An 18,400-nucleotide genomic window follows, 5' to 3' on the forward strand; every position below is an offset into this window, starting at 1 on the left:
CCCCTTCACTCAAGTATTTAATCAAATTCAAACACCGTTAATTCCTCGCTATTTTTCTTCTAATTCCTCGTTTGATTTTATTGTTACCCGCCTGAATCAGAAAGCGCACCCTGACCACGCCATCATTCGCTGGCAGGCCTTATGGACGTTTATTCGTCCGGGCCGGGTATTCGCTCTTTAACAACAGGGTCGGGCTGTCACGTAACCACAATTCAGGGTGCCGCTGAATGTCCTCGCTGACCCGTTGAAACCGGAATGCAGGATCGGGATGTGATTCATTTATTTAATCCACTGCTGTTTTCATTCAAGGGAAACAAGATGCGAAAACCCGTCTATCTCGCCTATGTCACGCAGGAAAGCCAGCCTGACCCGCAGGGTGAAAAAACCACATACTGGACGAAAGTCGGCGTGGCGTTTGCTCATAGAGGCAAACCCGGTCTGAACGTGATGCTGACGCCCGGTATTGCCGTCTCCGGCAAGCTGGTACTCCTGGAGCCCAGAGACGATAACAATACACCGCAGGAAATTCAGCCCGGCTAACATCCGAACAGGATCACCCCACATCCCCACGCTTTTCTTCCTTCACCCGGCATAGCATATCAAGTAACCGCACACACTGCCGGACTGACTTTACCGAGGCCACCATGCTTTCCCCCACTGCCTTTCTGGCGGCGGCCATCCAGTGCGCCGCCAGTGTTCATCCGTCCACATCGTTCGATGTCGCCCGCGTCGAATCAGGTTTTAACCCTTTAGCCATCGCGGAGATAGTGCCGCAGAATGAGCGCCACCATGGCCGCAAAGGCGTTATTTCCCATCTGCCCACTAACAAAGCGGACGCAGTCAGTATCGTCAGACGACTGGAGGCAAAAGGCCGCCGCTATTCGGTCGGGCTGATGCAAATCACCAGCACCAATTTCCGCCATTACGGTGTGACCGGCGGTGACCTGCTTGACCCCTGCACCAATCTTTCCGTCTTTGAGCGCATCCTCACCGACTGCTACCGACGCGGTGGCTCCCTGAAACGTGCGCTCAGTTGTTACTACTCCGGCAATTTCGATACCGGCCAACAGCCGGAGTCCGCCTTTAACCAGTCCAGCTATGTGCAGCGTATCGGTTACGTCGTCCCGTCAACACAGGAAGATAAACCACACCAGGTCGCCATAAAAGCGGGGCCGGAGATGGGTTATCCCGCTACCGTCCTGCGCGGTGACATTGCCGATACAACCCCATCGATTCTGACTTCCCTACGCTACCCGAACACCGTTATTCGCGGCGATTTACCCGTCCCTGTTGTCACCCAAGAGGAGAAATGACCATGCAAAAACGTCAATACTGGCCTGCGGTCGCTTACCTGTTACCCGCCTCCCGCGTGCTGGCGGCGGACAGCGGATTTGATAAAGCCAGCGATACGCTGAGCAACACCTCCACCGGCCTGCTGGGGCTGGCCGCCGTCACCATCACGCTGGCCACCATGTGGATTGGCTACAAGGTGCTTTTTGACGGCAAAAGTCTTTCTGACATGCGCAACGTCATTATCGGCGCCATCCTGATTGTCGGCGCCTCGGGCTTCGGGGCCTACTGGGCGGCGTAGGAGGAACGAATGACTACGCTGAATAAAGCGCTGACGCGCCCCGCCGCCATCATGGGCATTCCCCTCGTGCCGTTCGTTATCGTCAGCGGGACTCTCGTCCTGCTGTCGGTCTATCTCAGCTATTACCTGGCGTTGTTGCTTATTCCTGCCTGGATGGAAATGAAGGCCAAAGCCCGAACGGATATCCATTATTTCGGTCTGCTATGGCTGGCGTTTAAAACCCGTGGCCGGTTTGCCACCAACCGACATTACGGCGCGAACGCCATGCTGGCCAATCGCTATGATGCCGTCGATGTTTCGGAGTTCACCCATAAGATGAAGTTAAACGAGCGCATCACGCTGGATAAATACATCCCGTATTCCTCTCATATTCATCCCCAGGTGATAAGGAACCGCCATGGCGACCTGGTTGCCACCTGGGAGCTGGCTGGAGCCGTATTTGAATGCGAGGATGAACACCACCTGACCTTTCTGGCAACCCATCTCAACAATGTTATTCGTTCGTATGAAGGACTGCCGGTCACTTTCTATATTCACCGCATAAGAGAGCAATACCGGGATGCGTTTGAGGCCCATTCGGGCATTCCCTTTGCGGATGAGGTCTCCGAGCGTTATTACCGGCCGATTAAAGAAAAGCCGTTCTGGCGTCACCGGCTGTTTTTCACCGTCTGTTATGCGCCATTCTCGCGGCTTGAGAAAAAGGTCATGAAGACGCAGCCGGTGGGGAAAAGGCACGCCGCACTGGATAATGCCCTGAAAGCGATGCTGGAGCATCAGGAAGCGCTGACTTCCGCCCTGTCCCGCTATATGGCAACGCCCTTGGGAGTTTATGAGGAAAACGGGCGGGTGTACTCCTCGCAACTGGCTTTTTATCACCGACTGATTACCGGCAAATGGCAGAAGGTGGCGGTGACCCGCTCACCGTTTTACAACACGCTCAGCACGCCGGATGTTTTCTTTAGCACCGATACCGCCGAGTGCCAGACAGTCGGCGGCTCCCGTTTTTTTCGCAGTCTGGAAATCAAAGACTACTCGCCCCAAACCCATACGGGTTTACTGGATGCGCTGCTGTATGCCGAAACCGAGTATGTGCTGACGCAATCCTTTACCTGCATGGCGCGGGATGAAGCGCAAAATCACATCCGCCTGGCGGAAAAGCGCCTGAACTCGGCGGATGATGACGCCCTTTCGCAGCGCGAAGAGCTGATTGTCTTGCGTGACCTGCTCCAATCCGGGCATATCTCGTGCGGGAAATACCACTTCTCCCTGCTGGTCTCCTCAGACAACGCCGACCAGGTGGTAAAAGACACCAACGCGCTGGCCCAGCCCTTTGCCGACCTCGGCATCATGACGTCCCTGTCCACCCTGTCGTTACCCGCAGCGTACCTCGCGCAACTGCCGGGGGTATACACGCTGCGGCCCCGGCTGGTTGCCCTCAGCAGCCAGAACTATGCCGATATGGCAAGCCTGCATAACTTCCATCCCCACAAACGGGACGGTAACCCCTGGGGCGAGGCAATCGCCATCCTGACATCGCCGGGCGGCGGCGGTTATTACCTGAACCTGCACGACAGTCAGGCCGGGCGGGATGATTTCAATGAAAAAACGCCGGGCAATACGGCGATTATCGGGAAAACGGGGTCCGGCAAGACGCTGCTGATGACGATGATGCAACAACTGATGCAGAAGTACCGCAACCCGGCGACGTTTGCCGCGTCGGCCACGATTAAACGACTCACCACTGTCTACTTTGACAAAGACCGGGCGGCAGAGATGTCGATACGCCAGATGGGCGGGCGTTACTTCCGCATCCGGACCGGTGTCCCTAGCGGGTTTAATCCGTTTTCACTGGCGCCGAGCCGGCGCAACATCAGCTTTATTAAACGGCTGGTGCGGATGCTGTGTCGCCGTAACGGCAAGCCGCTCGACCCACGCGACGAAGAGCGTATCAGCACCGCCGTGGATACCATTATGCTGGACTACCCGCCGGAATACCGTCGCTGCGGGATTACACGACTACTGGAAGTGCTGCCGGAGCCGCCGACCAAAGACGCCCGCACCAATGGGCTGCGCATCCGGCTGAAACAATGGGCGCAGGGTGGCGAATTCGGCTGGGTATTTGATAACGAGAATGACACCTTCAACATTAGCGACATTGATAATTTTGGTATTGACGGCACGGAATTTCTGGACGATGACGACATCCGCGGCCCCATCACCTTTTATCTGTTGTACCGCGTCACCAGCCTGCTGGACGGACGCCGCCTGGTGATGTTTATGGACGAGTTTTGGAAGTGGCTGACTGACGTCGAGTTTTCCCGGTTCTCGCTCAATATGCTGAAAGTCATTCGCAAGCTCAACGGCATCTTCATCCCCGCCACCCAGTCGCCCGATGAAATCGTTAAGCATCCCATCGCCCCGGCAATCATCGAGCAGTGCGGCACACAAATTTTCCTCGCCAACCCGAAGGCCAGCCATGCGGATTACGTGGAAAAAATGAAAGTGCCGGAAAGCGTGTATGACATCGTGCGTAATATTGATCCGGGCGAACACTACATGGTGGTACTGAAAACACCCCTGCGCGCCGGTGAAACTCGGCCTTTCGTGTCGATGGCAAAAATGGACCTGTCCGGCCTGGGGAAAATCACCAAATTGCTGAGCGGGAGTGAAGACAACCTGAAAATATTCGACACCCTTTATCAGGACGGCATGACGCCAGAGGAATGGAAAGAGGCATTTCTTGAACAGGCAATATGACATTCAAACCGGAGATAAAATCAATGCGTATCCGATATAAAATCCTGGCGTTATCGTTCTTTATTTCCACCCAAGCGATAAGCGCCGGGATACCCGTTTTCGACGCTGTTCAGAATACCGAATCCATTACCCAGTGGACTGAAAAACTCAAGCAATGGGAAGAAACCGTGACTCACTACAAAAGCGAGCTTAACGCCTATAAACAGCAATTAGCCACGGCGACGGGCGTACGGGATATTCAGGGTTTTCTCAGCGACGCCAGAAGCCTGAAAACCGATATTGATGCGCTACGTAAGAATGGCATTTCGCTGGATGACCTGCTCACGAATCAGAGCAGTTCCTATTCCTCTGAACTGCAAAGTCTTTACAGTAAATATAACTCTTTCGATGTCTGCAATCAGTCCAGCACGTCACAGAGTTACCTGGCCAGTTGCAAACAAATTGTTCTCAATCAGGCGGTATCCATTGAGAACACCAGCGATGTGGAAAACAGGATCACCAGCACACTCAGCGATATATCAGACTTATCTGACCGCATAACGAACGCGCAGGACACGAAAGAGTCACAGGACCTGGCTAACGCCATGGCGGCCAAAAGCGTACAATTAAATGCGCTGACCAGCCAGTGGGAAATGTCTGTCAAGCAGTCAGAGCAGCGAACAAAACTGCTGGAGCAGCAAAGACAGAAAGCCTTTGAGCAGCAGCAATTAACAGCACCGGTTGCTGATCTGAACACTTTATAGGGAGCTTAAACATGTCTAAATCCTTATTAACCTTATTCGTCGCCTCAGGCGTTATCGTTTTATCCGGTTGTAAAGAGACAAAGTCCGAAGCCTGGTATAAGCAACATCCGGATGAGACGTATACAGTTTATACGCAATGTCTCAAAGACGGCGAGGCCAGCGATAATTGCGAATTTGCCCACAGGGCAGCCATTATGTACGCGCAAATAGGCAAGCCAGGGATAAAGGAAAAATTCGAAGCACTGTTTCAGCAGGAAGCTAGAAAAATAAAATCCGTTACCGAATAATATCCCCGCCAGTAAAAACAGGGACGCTTCCCTGTTTTTTATTCCCTGTCTATTATTATATCAAGCGAGGCATTATGTCCGGTGGTATTTTTGTTGGCATGGATAAAAACATCATGGATGGACTCAACGCCGTTTTAGAAGGTCAGTCTTCCACCTACGGCTCGATGATAAGCATTATAGTTGTCAGCTCATTCACCTTATTCATCGTTTATCGGGGGTATCAGACACTGGGAGGGAAATTACAGACCCCGGTTGAAGATGTCGTCTGGGATGTGGGCCGAATGTTGCTCATTACCACCTTTGTGTTAAATCGCGATAGCTGGCTGGATGCCGTGATTGCTGCTATCGAAGGACTAAAGGATGGCGTAAGCGGCGATGATAATGTCTGGGTCCTGCTCGATACCGTATGGGAGAAGGCGCAGACGCTGGGGCAGACACTGTTTAATCTGGATACCTCCACCTATGTCCAATTGAGCGGAGGCTTCGCCGAAGTGCTGGTATGGGGTGGCGCAATCGTGCTTTTACTCGCCGCAACGTTTGTCAACCTGCTCGCCGAAATCACCCTACTGTTAATGACCACAACTGCCCCCCTGTTTATTTTCTGTCTGCTGTACGGTTTCCTGAAACCCATGTTTGATAACTGGCTAAAAACCATTTTTACGGCGATATTGACGATAATGTTCTCTGCCTTATCTATCCGGATCGCCATCAATTATCTGAATAAAATACTCGATGCCGCTATAGGTACATCCAGCGACAGCAATATGGTGACGCTGGCGGCGCAATGTTTGCTGGCCGGGATCGCGTCGGGAGTTGTCGTTTATTTCTCCGCAAAGATTGCCAGTGCGCTGAGTGGCGCAGCCGTTCAGGCCACATTACAGGGCGCGGTGATGAGTGGGCTGGGCGGACTGGTCAGTAAGTCTGCTGACGCGACCAGAACCGGCATGAAGGCCGGGGCGACCGAAATCAAACTGGCGGCAAAAGGCGGTGTCAGTGCTGCCGGCGCAACCGGCAAACTCATCGCCGCCGGCACCAGCAAAGCCGTATCGGCATGGCAAAAACGCACAGCCGCCATCGAGAATATGAAACGTTTTAATCAGCAGCGTAACCGCTAACTCCTATTTGGATTAAGCCACCACTCAACCCGAAACTTTCCAATAGCAGAGCATGACGAGACCTGACAGAGTGCTAAGAGCGATACGGACGTTAACACTTGAATAACCGCGCGCGAAGCGGCGCGGCTTGAATGGATTGTTAGATCTTACTACGCAGTTTCTCAATATATTTCGAACTACCAAGTAGAATGAATTGGCGAATACCGTGCGTATCTTTTAGCCAGCGTCCGTACTTTCCCAGATTCTCGATGGGGGAATCGTTGCTGTTATCGGCTTGAAATCCAAGATCGGAACTAATCTTAGCGATTCTTTCTGCTAGTTCTCCCTGCGGAAGCATCGAGTCTGGTTCATTTATCGCCGACAGGAAGAGCTTAACTATGAAATCGGAAAGTCGGCTTGGCTCCCTTTCAACGATTTCTGGGGAGTGCCAGCTTATGTCAACGCCCGTCTCGGAATATGCATAGTAGTGATTGTGATCTGCGACCCTTTCATGTGGAGGAATCGAAATATGTTCTCGTAGAAAGGGGGTTGCACCAAAATAGCTCGTCCAATGTCGCTGATGGATTGAATGTCTAATTCGATAATAAAACGGATCGAGCAAAAATCTGTTCGTTGACTCATGTAACGCTGCGTGATAACTAGTTTTGTCGAGCAGTAGTGGGGCCACGTAGATTGCACGCGACCAAGGCGGACACTCATATCCAAGTAGCACATTATGCTGAAGGTCGCTGGCGGTCTTTGCCTGCGCGCGTAGTTGAAAGAAGAGGGTAGGATCTTGTTCTAGATCATGCTTTTCACGAAACTCGCGAATGCCCTCCAATGGGCTTCGCCCCTTCCGAGTAGAAGGCCTCACATCGTGCGTAGATTTCAATCCAGAGGACTTTTTGAACTGCATGTAGATTGCTGTTGCGCGGTCGTATAATTTATCTGCGCCTGTCTTCTGTTCATCAGTATCCAAAAGCCTGAAAGGAAAGATCTCTTCTGGCGGAGTGCACCAACCAAAGAATGACGCAACATCTGCCTCAATCTGTTTTTCCGACAAATTTCCTTTGATGTAATACTTGGGTGATGTCGCCATGATTGTAATTCCTAGTAAATATAACGTTTATTTGACGGAATAAAACCACATCTTGTGGACTGCCTCCACACCATTAGACGGTTCCTGTCTTCAAGCCAGGACTACTGCTGGTCTATAAGCATCTATGTCAAAATACGATGAAATTGGTCAGCACCGGCAATCATGATAATCTGTCTGTAACATAATCAGGGAGGGTATTGAACTGATTGAAAGAGAAATATTATCTAACTTTCGCGTTGATGAATATATGGTGGGGTGAGGTGAAAATACCCAATGTGATGTGGCCATGGTTGATTTGGAAGGGATGTATTGAACCAAATCAGTACTGACGGCATAGGAGCACACCATGGCAGTTTACTATTTTTATGGAGCCTTCCCGGAAAGCTTCAAAACCTGGAAAAATGGGGATAAAACCCAGCCCCTGATCGACCCTGATAATGGCATCGTGGCGATGTGGTTCGGAGGCCGCTACCGCATCCGCAACCAGTACGGGAGTTGGGCCACTCTAGGGAACAACCATTACGCGCCGAATTACAGCTCTTACTTTGTTGAGTTGCAAAGTTCAAATGAAGACTGGCGCTCTGATGTTTATCTCGATCTAGTGCTGGACAAGCAAATGCCACCTGATGTGCAAATATACGTTGTAATGCCTGCAGCCGACAAATACCGTGAGATCCAATCACTTGCTCGTCGCCAGCAGTCACAATGGGCCAAGGCCATCAAGGCACGTGCGGATGGTCGCTGCTACTTGACCGGTTCTATGCTGGCGCTGGAGGCAGCCCACATCAAGCCGTTCTGTATCTGTTCGAATGAGGATGCCATATCGCTTGATAACGGCGTCTGCTTGACTGCGACGGTACACAGACTATTTGATTCCATATCGACCGTGACCGACATTCCCAGAGTCGATCCGCTCTATAATCTGATCGACCTCAAAAAAATGGAAGAACTGATCACCCGCCGCGATGAGATGAATGGCTGATGGACACTGATATTCCAATATTTTCTGATCTAACGACTAAATTTAGCTTTGCCGCGAAGCGGCATCGGCTGGAATGAATTATGAATCGTCAAATGTTTAACAGACACAATGTGGCTGATCTTGGACTGACCCCGCTGCGTTATTGCGCTCTTAGTTTATGAACGTCCGCTTCATAGGCTGTGTAAAAACGTTTTTGGTCGCAGAAACTACTAAAAACAGAGCTGAAAACCGCGATCATACGTAAAATTCGGCTCTACACCTAACCATTCGATCAATTTCAGATTTTGCGTAGACGCGCGCATTTCAGTTTTTAGTCAGGGTTTTCACACAGCCTGAGCACGGTGTCGACTGTCAGATTAGATTTAAGATCGCAACTAGAAACTGCAACCAGAAATTGTTACATCGAGGATGACTTACTACACCTAAACTCTTCCCTGCTCATCACATCCGCACTCGTATCGCGCCGTGGCGATAACACTTACGCCACCGCATCCGTTAAATAAAGGGCCTGATATGAAACTCAGCATCGCCTTTCTGATGCTGTGCGCGCTCATGGGCTGCACACAGCATAACGTCACCCTCCCGCCGGTATCCGGCGAACCACAACCGGTGAACACTCCGGCCATCATTCAGGAGCTGACAAAACATGTCTGAAACAGAAAAAGTCCTTGCGTCGTCCCGAACGTTTGAAGCCATCATTCTGGAAAAGGATGCGCGTGAAAAAAAGGTTGCCTGGCTGATGGCAGCGGTCGGCTTTATTCTTGCCGCGATGGCCATTGCGACCCTGATTATCCTGCTGCCACTGAAAACCACCGACATTGAGTTATGGTCGGTGGATACACAGACCGGTCGCTATGACTATATGACCCGTATTAAAGAGCGGGATATTTCCACGGAAGACGCCCTTGCGCATTCATTAGCGGCGCATTACGTCAGACTCCGCGAAGGGTATAACTATTTTTCACTCCAGCGCGATTATGACGATGTGCAGTTATTCAATAGCGACAGCGTGAATAAAGATTATCTGGACGGGTTCAACAGCGACCAGGCTCCGGATGTCATTTTCAATAAGGCGGAATATGTCGTGTATATTGACATTATTTCTAACGTTCACGCCCTCGCCACAGCGCCCGACCATCTGGCGACACTGCGCATCAGACGCACCATTCGCCGCATTGCGGATAACTCGGTCAAAACGGATGTCTGGAATATCCGCCTGACGTACCGCTACCTCCCACGCAAACAACTCACCGACAGCCAGCGCGAAGTGAACCCGATGGGCTTCATCGTCACCAGCTACCAGCGCGATAAAGAACTGAGGACTGAATGATGCTGAAAAATAGTCTGGGCCTTGCCCTTATCCTGGCGTCATACATGGCCTGGGGGGCCGCCATGCCACGTGGAAGTGCCTGGGACAGCCGGATGCAGAATGTCTTTTACAACAGCCAGAACGCCACGGTCGTCAATACCCGCCCCGGCTACGTCACCACGCTGCTGTTTGACGATGATGAGGAGGTTATTGATGCGCAGGCGGGCTTTCCCAAAGGCTGGACAGTCACGAAAAGTGATAACCGGGTGGGCGTCAGCCCGAACCCCATTACCCAGCCGGTGACGGACGCCAACGGCAATAATGTCAGTCAGGTCTTTCTGCCGACCGCGAAAGACTGGAAAACCAATCTCTTTGTGGTGACGTCAAAACGCGATTACAGCCTGGAGCTGAACGTACTGGATAACGACTCGCCCTCGCAGGCTTTTGTCATCCGCTATCGCTATCCAGATGAGGCCCGCCGGCAATCAGACGCTGCCAGCGCGACCCGTCTGAAAATGCTGCGCGAAACACAGGAAAAACAGCAGATAGCAACGGCATTCAAACAAGCCACCACACCACGCAACTGGCGCTATACCAAACAGGTGGCGGCAGGCTCGGCGTCCATAGCGCCGGACTTCACTTACGATGATGGCCGCTTTATCTATATCGGCTTTTCACCGGTCAAAATCCTGCCCTCTCCCTTCCTGATGGTTAACGGTCAGGAGCAGGCGGTCACGCCTCGGATCGTCAGTCAGGGCAATTACACCGTGATGGTGGTGCGTACGTTGTCGCCGCGCCTGGTACTGCGCTACGGCAATGCCGTGGTCGGGATTGAAAACGCGGCATACGGGCAAGCCACGGTCGCCAATGGCGACACCGTATCACCCGCCGTCACGCTGGAGGACAAATGACAGACAAATCCTTCCCGGAAGCAACGGAAAAAACCACGGCAGAACTGGAGGCAGAAGCCCGCGAGCGCGCCCGGCTGGCGATGGCGAGCCCGGAGTCGGAACAAAAAACGCCTCCCGGTCAGCCCGAAGTGACCCGCTTTCGAAAAGCGTCCGGTCGCCGGACGCTGCTGGTCTGCTTGCTTAGCCTGGCCTTGCTGATTGCTCTGGCGCTCGGCGGCGATCGCTTGCTCGGGGCACTGAAAAAGGGTGACGAAAAGGAAGCCGACACCGCGCCTCCGCCTTCGACCGGCGCGGGACAACATGCACGAACCAACCTTGGCATGGATAATAATCCGTTCGGTTTGTTCGGACAAAACAAGCCGGAAACGACGGCGGACAAGGACAAGACGCAAACCGCCGTGCCACCCTCACCACCGGAACCGCCCACGTTGAACAAGGCGACGGCGCTGGCTGACGGGCTGAGCAACGCCACCGGGACCGCGCAGCGAGGCAACACGCGAATCACCCGAATCGAACCGCGCGACAGCGCGGTGCCGACCGGCGGTCCGACAACCGCCTCCGATACCAATGGCAACAATGAAAAGCCTGGGGTGGCTAAGGTCACCGGCGTCAGGCGGCTGAACCTCGATCCTGATCTCTACATCCCGGTTGATCGCTATATCCCCTGCTCAATGATGCGGCGGTTTGTCTCCGATGTGGGCGGTACGATTTCGTGTCTTATCAGCGAGGATGTCTACAGCGCCAGCAACCATGTGAAGCTGCTCCCGGCGGGCACCGTCGCCAGGGGCGTGTACCGCGCCGGGGCGTTGCAACACGGACGCAGCCGGATGTTTATCATCTGGACGGAGTTACGCACGCCGGAGCCCGGTAGCCTGCAAATTCCGCTTACGGATACCGGGGCCACCGGCCCGCTGGGCGAGGCGGGTATTTCAGGCTGGATTGATACCCACTTCTGGGCGCGTTTCGGTAATGCCCTGATGCTGAGCACCGTGCAGGATGTGGCTGCGGCAGCGGCGGATTCAGCTCCGGGAAAAGACCGTAACACCGACTATACCGAAAACACCCGCGCAGCCGCGTCGGAAATGGCGAAAACGACGCTGGAGAACAGCATCAATATTCCACCCACAATGTATCTGAACCAGGGCGACGTTATCAGCATCATGACCGGCACCGATATTGATTTTTCCTCCGTCTATCAACTGCGCATAAAACAGAGAGGGGTGTATGACGACTGAAAACCTGTCTCTTGATTTTATGAAAAATCAGCTGTTCGGTGATTTTCTCCCGCTGGAGGGTCTGACCGACATCGCCATTAACCGCCCCGGCGAGATCCACACCAAAATTCGCGGAAAATGGCAACGGCACGACGCCCCGGTCACGCTGCGTCAGTGTTACGCTTTTGCCAAAGCACTGGCTTCATGGAATGAGGACAACGTGGATGATACGTCGCCAATCCTCTCCGCCACGCTGGGATCCGGTGAACGTATCCAGACTATTATTCCCCCGGCCTGTGAGCGTGATACGGTTTCCATCACGCTGCGCAAACCATCATTCGAACAGAAAGCGCATCAGTCCTGGATTGATGCCGGTTTTTATAACCGGGTGGCGGGTAAGGAGCGAACTGAAAGCAAGGACGATGAACTGGCCCGATATTATAACGGCGGGGATGTCCCCCGCTTTATTGAAAAGGCCGTTGAGTACGGTAAGACGCTGTTTATTGTCGGTGAGACCGGGTCAGGTAAAACGACCTATATGAAAACGCTGCTGCATTATATACCGCAACACTTGAGACTCATCACCATTGAAGACAACCCCGAAATCCGGTTTTACCACCACGCCAATTACGTTCATCTGTTTTATCCGGCGGACGCCGGGGACAATGCCATCGTCACCCCCGGCAGACTTATCCGGGCCAATTACCGGATGAACCCAGACCGCATTCTGCTGGCGGAAATTCGTGGCAGGGAAGCCTGGGACGCGCTGAAAATCATCGGCTCCGGTCATGAAGGACTTATCACCTCCCTGCACGCGGGCAGCCCGCAAGACTGTATTGAAGGCATTATTGACCGCTGTTTTGAGAACCCTGATTGCCAGAATATTCCGTTTGCGGTACTGCTGCGCAAGGTGCTTAAAAGCGTAGATATTATCGTCAGTATTGATATTCACGGCGATATTCGTCGGATGGGTGATATCTATTATAAATATCTTCACCTGGATAAAATGAAGGAGACCTTCAACGATGCGAACGATTGACCTGTTTTTAATCAGCGCGATGATAGTTATCATTTCTGGCTGTTCATCCCCACCGGAGCCCGTTCAGCCCGAATGGGATAAACCCGGCGTGGAAATGAATACAAGTCTTCCACAGTGGTCAGAGAACCGGGTTATTTTGCCGTCTCCCACAATCGATGACCACTGGTCAATAAAAATGAGCTTCAACCCTAATGTGGTCTATCCGCCCAATCTCTGGTATGCCGTGGTACATTCCAATCAGGTTATCGTTAACGCACCGGATGGTGACGGTTATTTCAGGGCGAAAACCTGGCTACGACATAACGGTTACTCCGGCGCCATTACCTTCCTGCCAAAACTGAATAATTGCCTAACATGTAATACAACAAATATTGAGTTTTATCGGTAACACCATATACACCCTAGCTTATCCAGATAACCCCTCCCGTCGATTCAATAGCTCATTTTCAACCAAAGGTCATTAACATGAAATCGATCATGCTACCTGCATTTTTTTTCTGTATTGCGTCGTTATTGTCATCCCCTGCGATGGCTGCTGATGCCTGTGAAGTCAATTTATGTATGTACGGTAAAACGACGGGAAACGGCGGTGGAAATGAATGCCGCTCTGCCGAGCGTTCTTTCTTTAATATCGTAAAAAAGAACAAACACGGCTTTCTGCCTAGCCATACAGCCGATGCCCGCAAGGAATTTCTGCTTGAATGTGAATCAGCGGACCCGACGATTATCAACCAGATTATTAGTAAATTTGGCCGTGTACGCAGTTGATCAATTACCGGCATGTTTACCGGGTGAGCTCATTATGACGTCAAAGCTATGAAATGGAACGCTTTGCCAAAAAATCAAGAAAAGCCCGTAATGGTGGGATCATTTGCCGGCGGCTGGTGTAGTACACATAAAAACCAGGGAAAGCGGGCGTCCAGTCTTTTAAAAGTTGTATCAGCTGTCCATTTTCCAGAAAGGGATCGACCTGGTGTGCAAACTGATACGCTATTCCTGCACCATCCAGTGAGATTTGAGTAAGCATCGCCGGTTCATCGACAATCAGAGCGCCCTTGACGTTCACTTCCAGTTGTTCACTCTGACGCTGGAATTCCCACCGGTAAACGCTGTTGTCGCTTGGACGGCGATAGGTCAGACACCGGTGGCGAACCAGATCCTGTGGTTTGCGTGGATACCCTGCCTTCGCTAGATAAGCAGGGCTGGCAACGACTTTCATTTCCAGATCGCCGCTGAGCCTGACAGCCACCATATCACGATGCAGCTTTTCACCAAGCCGTATCCCGGCATCGAAACGTTCGGCCACGATATCAATCAGTCGGTCATCCGTCACCACATCCACTGTGATATCCGGGAAAGCGCTAAGAAAGCCGCCTAATATTGGCGCCAGGTAGTGTATTGCAGCCACTCTCGCAACGTTAAGCCGCAGTAGGCCAGACGGGCGATCTGCCTCCTGAACCGCATCGGTCACTGCACCTTCGAGCTCTTCCAGCGCGGGTCCCAGCCGTTGCATCATTCGTAACCCCGCACCACTCACCGCCACGCTGCGCGTTGTCCTATGGAGCAGACGAACCCCCAGGCGCTCTTCAAGCTTGCGGATAGTGAGGCTTAACGTCGAAGAAGTGATACCGAGATGGGCCGCAGCCTTGGAAAAACTGCCATGCTCAACAACTGCCGCAAAAGCCCTGAGTTCTGCGTATTCGCTACCGCGCATTATGCTTGAATTCTCAAACAGTTCGATTGATATAAAGGTTATTATCAAACAAAAGAACAAGGTTTACCATTTCCGGTAGAGGCTTCACAAAGCGGGAAACAAAAAATGAACAGGTTCTCTGGAAAACAAATCCTTGTCACTGGCGCCACCAGCGGTATTGGTCTGGCGGGAGTTAAACGTATTGCGGCTGAAGGAGGTTCGATCATAGCCACGGGACGCGATCCTGAACAGCTTGAAAAGTTGCGTACTCTGTTGCCCGATGGATCGGTGGTTTTACAGAACGATGCGTCAGATCCCACTGCTGCTGACGCATTGGCGTACAAAATCCGCGAACATGGGCGAATTGATGGACTCTGGCTTAATGCTGGATATGCAACGGTCGGCAAGATTGAGCACATAGACGCCGCCGCATTTGATGCGTTGATGGCTGCTAACGTACGAGGTCCCGTGCTCCAGTTGGCAAAGTTAGCCGACCATCTCAATAATGGGGCATCCGTCGTCGTCACCGCGTCGACATCGGCCTATGAAGGCGCAGAGATGGCAAGTTTGTATGCGGCGACCAAAGGCGCGCTGATATCGCTCGTTCGTTGCTGGGCATCAGCGCTGGGTCAGCGCGGTATCCGCGTTAATACGTTGGTGCCCGGCCCCATCGATACCAATTTCCGGAATTTCATGAGCGACAACTTCCGAAGAGAGTTTGAAGCCGATGTGGTAAATCGATTATCGCTGGCGCGGGTGGGTTCGGCTGAAGAGGCGGCGGCTGTCGGCCTCTTTCTGCTGTCGGACGACGCCTCATTTGTCACCGGTAGCCAGTACTTTGTTGATGGCGGTTTGACGAAACGTTGAATTGACTGGCGCTTCTCATGCTCGTGATCAAGCCCCCCTGAAAGCGTTATCGCGCAGCGCATGAATGGTGTGTCGTTATCGCTAAAGGACTCTAGCTTCCGGTTTCCTTAGTCGCCGGATCAGTTATCTTTTGTTTTTTTTAAAATAAAATAGCAAAGCCGATGGTCATATGTGGTCAGAACCGACTCAAAAGAAACGGGCTTATAGCCCCTCTTGAGATACATACCACAGGCAGGTAAAGATGCATCCAGTCTGATTTCGTTACTGTAACCGAACACCAGTGTCTCAAGCTTGTCCATCATGTAACTGCCCAGTCTTTTACCCTGAAATAATGGTAAAACAAACAGCCTGCATATTTCATTATCTTTTATGCTCCCTGTGGCGACTGTTTTTCCTTGAGCGGTGAGAATATAAACCCCTCCAGCATCAACTGCATTCCTGATACTGTCAGTAGAATGATAATTCAAAAAAAATTCAACCACACCATCTGGATAATATTTCGGATAAGTAGAGGATATGGTCTCCCTAACAATTTCTGCGATGGTGTCAATATCCTTTCTTTCAGCCATGTAAAACATCGAATCAGTCCCTCTCGTTTTGCATTTTCTGATAGCATTCACCGGGTAAAGGTACAGGCCGGGTAAGAACGCTCATACGCCGAGCGTACTCACTAAGCGGCAGTGTGGATGACTATTCACCCCGCTGTAACCGGCGAGGAATAGGCTGTATCTCTCAAGTATATAATTGTCTGAAAAACAGTCGAATACAATCAACTTTAACTATCGATTGATAGTTTTTTGCCGCTTTGAGTTCATGGATGAGTCGCATAATAACGCCGCAGCCGCCGCTCTTTGTTCCAAGGAACGAACAATAACCAGATTCGACGCCAGGTAATTCCGGTTGAGGCTGCCAGGGTTAATGACAGTCCACTTATAAGCACAATGCTACATCTCAAGAAAGTGACCTGTATGGCTGGGAATCCATACGATGTTACCATTACTTTGGATATTGAATATCCAATGACATAAAGAAGAGTCGATAGCACCACCAAAAAAATCGCCAAAACCTGATAGCGATGACGTTCAACAGATAAATCCGCAAACTTGGCCATTTTTAACCTCAAAAAAAGGTACTTTAACAGGTTGTACAATATTCATCTTACATTGCCGGATATCGCCACGACTTTTTTTTAACGGACAATTCGGCTACGGCATTATCACAATAGTTTCGCCGACGGCACACATTAGGGATCTCGGTTTGATTGCCAGTGAGAAAGTTGGCCCCCATGCGGTTTGATATACAAAAATATTGTCAGATAATGACGCTTAGTCACATGCTATATTCGCTCCGGTCAGAATAGCAGCGACCGGGCCAGAGCGTAACGCAGGTTCCTCTGGCAAATGTGACAAAATGCCAGCCAGGGATACCGCGCCGGAAGGCTCTAATATAAGCCCGGCATACTTAAGCGCATAACGTGTCGCCACGGCTATCTGCTCCTCCTCAACCAATATCATTTCATCCACCAAATCGCGCATATCTTCCAGCGCCTGCGGCACCGGCACGCGCACAGCCAGGCCGTCGGCCTGGGTATTCACCACTTCGCCGATCACCACCCGATTCGTCAGCCAGCTTTGGTACATGGCGTCAGCGCCGCGCGGACACACGCCAATAATGCGGATATCCGGCGCCGACGCTTTGATCCAGCGTGCCACACCGCCAACCAACGCACCGTTGCCGACCGGGATATAGATTGCACGGAACGGAACACCGGCTGACAACAACTCCAGAGCGATAGTACCGGCCCCTTCGCTCACTTCCGGCTCTAGGCCGTCTTCGATAAACCAGCCGCCGATACTGGCGCAATATCGTTGGCCCTGTTCCTTGGCGCTATCAAAATCGACGCCTACCTGCCTGATATCGGCGCCATAGGCTGCAATGGCCCCAATTTTCAGCGGGTTGGCATTTTGCGCGACAAATACCGTCAACGGCAGGCTGGCCTTATGGCAATAGTACGCCAGCGCCAGACCCCAATTGCCCGCGCTGGCGCAGACCAGCGGACGCAATTCGCCACGGGCAAGCGCGCCGGCGATAACCAGGCCCGCACCGCGCCCTTTAAAGCAGCGCAGCGGATTAAGCGTTTCCACTTTGAGCCATACGGCGCGCCCGAGCTGAGCCGATAACTGGGGGCATTCGTACTGCGGCGAATTAAGGAATACCGGGTCGATGGCATCGGGCGCCTGGCGAATATGGTCCAGGCTGAGCCGGTGCGCGGGCCGCTGTCCGTCGATCAGGGCTGAACGTTCGGCTATGGGTCGGATGGCATCGGCACCTATCGCCCGGTCGGTCATCAAGATGCCGTCGAGGTGATCGATTTCATGCTGGATCAGTTCCGACATATCCGGCGGCAGCTTATCCCATTGATGAGAGAAACCCTGTTCGTCTTGCCATGCCACGCTGATGCTCATATGACGCAGCACCCTGACGATCGCCTCCGGTACGCTCAGGCAATCATCCCAGACTTCCTGCATAGCGTCGCTGCGCCATAAAATACGGGGATTTATCATGGCAAAAGGACGGGCGCCCAGTTGCAGCACGATAATCCGCAGCGGGATATCAACCTGCGGCGCGGCCATCGCCCGGCCAAAACCAGCCCCCAGGCGAAAATCCGCCAGCGTGGCCTGCAAATCGCCGATAATCCGCCGCAGTTCGGAATCGAAATCAATGACCGGACCGGCAATGCCATGCAATCCCGGCGCGTTGTCGGTGATAATAGTGAGCACTCTGGACATCTTTTCCCCCTCTGCCGTTAGTGTT

At 52.3% G+C, this 18,400-nt stretch carries 20 protein-coding genes; 16 read left to right on the plus strand and 4 right to left on the minus strand.

All coding sequences use genetic code 11. The annotated features are described in order from the left end of the window. Positions 1-318: 318 nt before the first annotated feature. The 7 genes from ACL2XM_RS11425 (at position 319) to ACL2XM_RS11455 (ending at position 6,493) form a co-directional block, all read left to right on the plus strand. On the plus strand, positions 319-540 hold the full coding sequence (locus ACL2XM_RS11425) for a hypothetical protein (RefSeq protein WP_413733219.1): 222 nt from the start codon (positions 319-321) through the stop codon (positions 538-540). A 104-nt stretch (positions 541-644) separates the two neighbouring features. Beyond that, positions 645-1,313, plus strand: coding sequence for a lytic transglycosylase domain-containing protein (locus tag ACL2XM_RS11430; protein WP_413732935.1), 669 nt, complete (start codon positions 645-647; stop codon positions 1,311-1,313). Next, positions 1,310-1,591 carry a TrbC/VirB2 family protein gene (locus tag ACL2XM_RS11435; protein ID WP_136157281.1) on the plus strand — a complete coding sequence of 94 codons (282 nt, stop codon included), beginning with the start codon at positions 1,310-1,312 and terminating at the stop codon, positions 1,589-1,591. Before ACL2XM_RS11430 ends, ACL2XM_RS11435 begins: the two co-directional genes overlap by 4 nt. 9 nt (positions 1,592-1,600) lie before the next feature. Then, positions 1,601-4,348, plus strand: coding sequence for a VirB3 family type IV secretion system protein (locus ACL2XM_RS11440; RefSeq protein WP_413732937.1), 2,748 nt, complete (start codon positions 1,601-1,603; stop codon positions 4,346-4,348). A 23-nt stretch (positions 4,349-4,371) separates the two neighbouring features. Beyond that, positions 4,372-5,091: a type IV secretion system protein gene (locus tag ACL2XM_RS11445; RefSeq protein ID WP_413732939.1), complete on the plus strand. Its 720-nt coding sequence runs from the start codon at positions 4,372-4,374 to the stop codon at positions 5,089-5,091. Positions 5,092-5,102: 11 nt separating this feature from the next. Next, the gene (locus ACL2XM_RS11450) at positions 5,103-5,378 is read left to right on the plus strand and encodes an EexN family lipoprotein (RefSeq protein ID WP_413732940.1); all 276 of its coding nucleotides are present in this window, start codon (positions 5,103-5,105) and stop codon (positions 5,376-5,378) included. A gap of 74 nt (positions 5,379-5,452) precedes the next feature. Beyond that, entirely contained in the window at positions 5,453-6,493 is a 1,041-nt protein-coding gene (locus ACL2XM_RS11455; protein ID WP_413732942.1) for a type IV secretion system protein, read from the plus strand. Positions 6,494-6,632: 139 nt separating this feature from the next. Here ACL2XM_RS11455 and ACL2XM_RS11460 read toward each other — a convergent pair whose 3' ends face one another. Then, entirely contained in the window at positions 6,633-7,571 is a 939-nt protein-coding gene (locus ACL2XM_RS11460) for a hypothetical protein (protein ID WP_413732944.1), read from the minus strand. A gap of 346 nt (positions 7,572-7,917) precedes the next feature. On the opposite strand from ACL2XM_RS11460, the gene ACL2XM_RS11465 reads away from it, so the two are divergent. From ACL2XM_RS11465 to ACL2XM_RS11500, 8 genes are all read left to right on the plus strand, one after another. After that, a complete protein-coding gene (locus ACL2XM_RS11465) occupies positions 7,918-8,553 on the plus strand; it encodes an HNH endonuclease (RefSeq protein ID WP_413732945.1) in 636 nt (211 codons plus the stop codon). Positions 8,554-9,066: 513 nt separating this feature from the next. Further along, on the plus strand, positions 9,067-9,207 hold the full coding sequence (locus ACL2XM_RS11470) for a hypothetical protein (RefSeq protein ID WP_413732946.1): 141 nt from the start codon (positions 9,067-9,069) through the stop codon (positions 9,205-9,207). Beyond that, positions 9,200-9,883: a virB8 family protein gene (locus ACL2XM_RS11475; RefSeq protein WP_413732947.1), complete on the plus strand. Its 684-nt coding sequence runs from the start codon at positions 9,200-9,202 to the stop codon at positions 9,881-9,883. Before ACL2XM_RS11470 ends, ACL2XM_RS11475 begins: the two co-directional genes overlap by 8 nt. After that, on the plus strand, positions 9,880-10,773 hold the full coding sequence (virB9, locus tag ACL2XM_RS11480) for a P-type conjugative transfer protein VirB9 (protein ID WP_413732948.1): 894 nt from the start codon (positions 9,880-9,882) through the stop codon (positions 10,771-10,773). Before ACL2XM_RS11475 ends, virB9 begins: the two co-directional genes overlap by 4 nt. Next, entirely contained in the window at positions 10,770-12,008 is a 1,239-nt protein-coding gene (virB10, locus tag ACL2XM_RS11485) for a VirB10/TraB/TrbI family type IV secretion system protein (protein WP_413732949.1), read from the plus strand. Before virB9 ends, virB10 begins: the two co-directional genes overlap by 4 nt. Next, positions 11,998-13,026: a P-type DNA transfer ATPase VirB11 gene (gene virB11 / locus ACL2XM_RS11490; protein ID WP_413732950.1), complete on the plus strand. Its 1,029-nt coding sequence runs from the start codon at positions 11,998-12,000 to the stop codon at positions 13,024-13,026. The genes virB10 and virB11 overlap by 11 nt, the downstream gene beginning before the upstream one ends. Then, entirely contained in the window at positions 13,013-13,414 is a 402-nt protein-coding gene (locus ACL2XM_RS11495) for a cag pathogenicity island Cag12 family protein (protein ID WP_413732952.1), read from the plus strand. The genes virB11 and ACL2XM_RS11495 overlap by 14 nt, the downstream gene beginning before the upstream one ends. 77 nt (positions 13,415-13,491) lie before the next feature. After that, positions 13,492-13,794: a TrbM/KikA/MpfK family conjugal transfer protein gene (locus ACL2XM_RS11500; protein WP_413732953.1), complete on the plus strand. Its 303-nt coding sequence runs from the start codon at positions 13,492-13,494 to the stop codon at positions 13,792-13,794. A 46-nt stretch (positions 13,795-13,840) separates the two neighbouring features. Here ACL2XM_RS11500 and ACL2XM_RS11505 read toward each other — a convergent pair whose 3' ends face one another. Beyond that, a complete protein-coding gene (locus ACL2XM_RS11505) occupies positions 13,841-14,740 on the minus strand; it encodes a LysR substrate-binding domain-containing protein (RefSeq protein ID WP_413732955.1) in 900 nt (299 codons plus the stop codon). Between the two features lie 105 nt (positions 14,741-14,845). Here ACL2XM_RS11505 and ACL2XM_RS11510 point away from each other — a divergent pair, with 105 nt between their 5' ends. After that, positions 14,846-15,586, plus strand: coding sequence for an SDR family oxidoreductase (locus ACL2XM_RS11510; RefSeq protein ID WP_413732957.1), 741 nt, complete (start codon positions 14,846-14,848; stop codon positions 15,584-15,586). Between the two features lie 119 nt (positions 15,587-15,705). Here the strand turns inward: ACL2XM_RS11510 and ACL2XM_RS11515 are convergent, their stop codons facing one another. Both ACL2XM_RS11515 and ACL2XM_RS11520 read right to left on the minus strand, forming a co-directional pair. After that, positions 15,706-16,155: a GNAT family N-acetyltransferase gene (locus ACL2XM_RS11515; protein WP_413732959.1), complete on the minus strand. Its 450-nt coding sequence runs from the start codon at positions 16,153-16,155 to the stop codon at positions 15,706-15,708. Positions 16,156-16,911: 756 nt separating this feature from the next. Continuing rightward, positions 16,912-18,375 carry a pyridoxal-phosphate dependent enzyme gene (locus ACL2XM_RS11520; RefSeq protein WP_413732960.1) on the minus strand — a complete coding sequence of 488 codons (1,464 nt, stop codon included), beginning with the start codon at positions 18,373-18,375 and terminating at the stop codon, positions 16,912-16,914. Positions 18,376-18,400: the final 25 nt, after the last annotated feature.

This window comes from Sodalis sp. RH20 (assembly GCF_047324205.1).
In the GTDB taxonomy this organism is placed as follows: domain Bacteria; phylum Pseudomonadota; class Gammaproteobacteria; order Enterobacterales; family Enterobacteriaceae; genus Acerihabitans.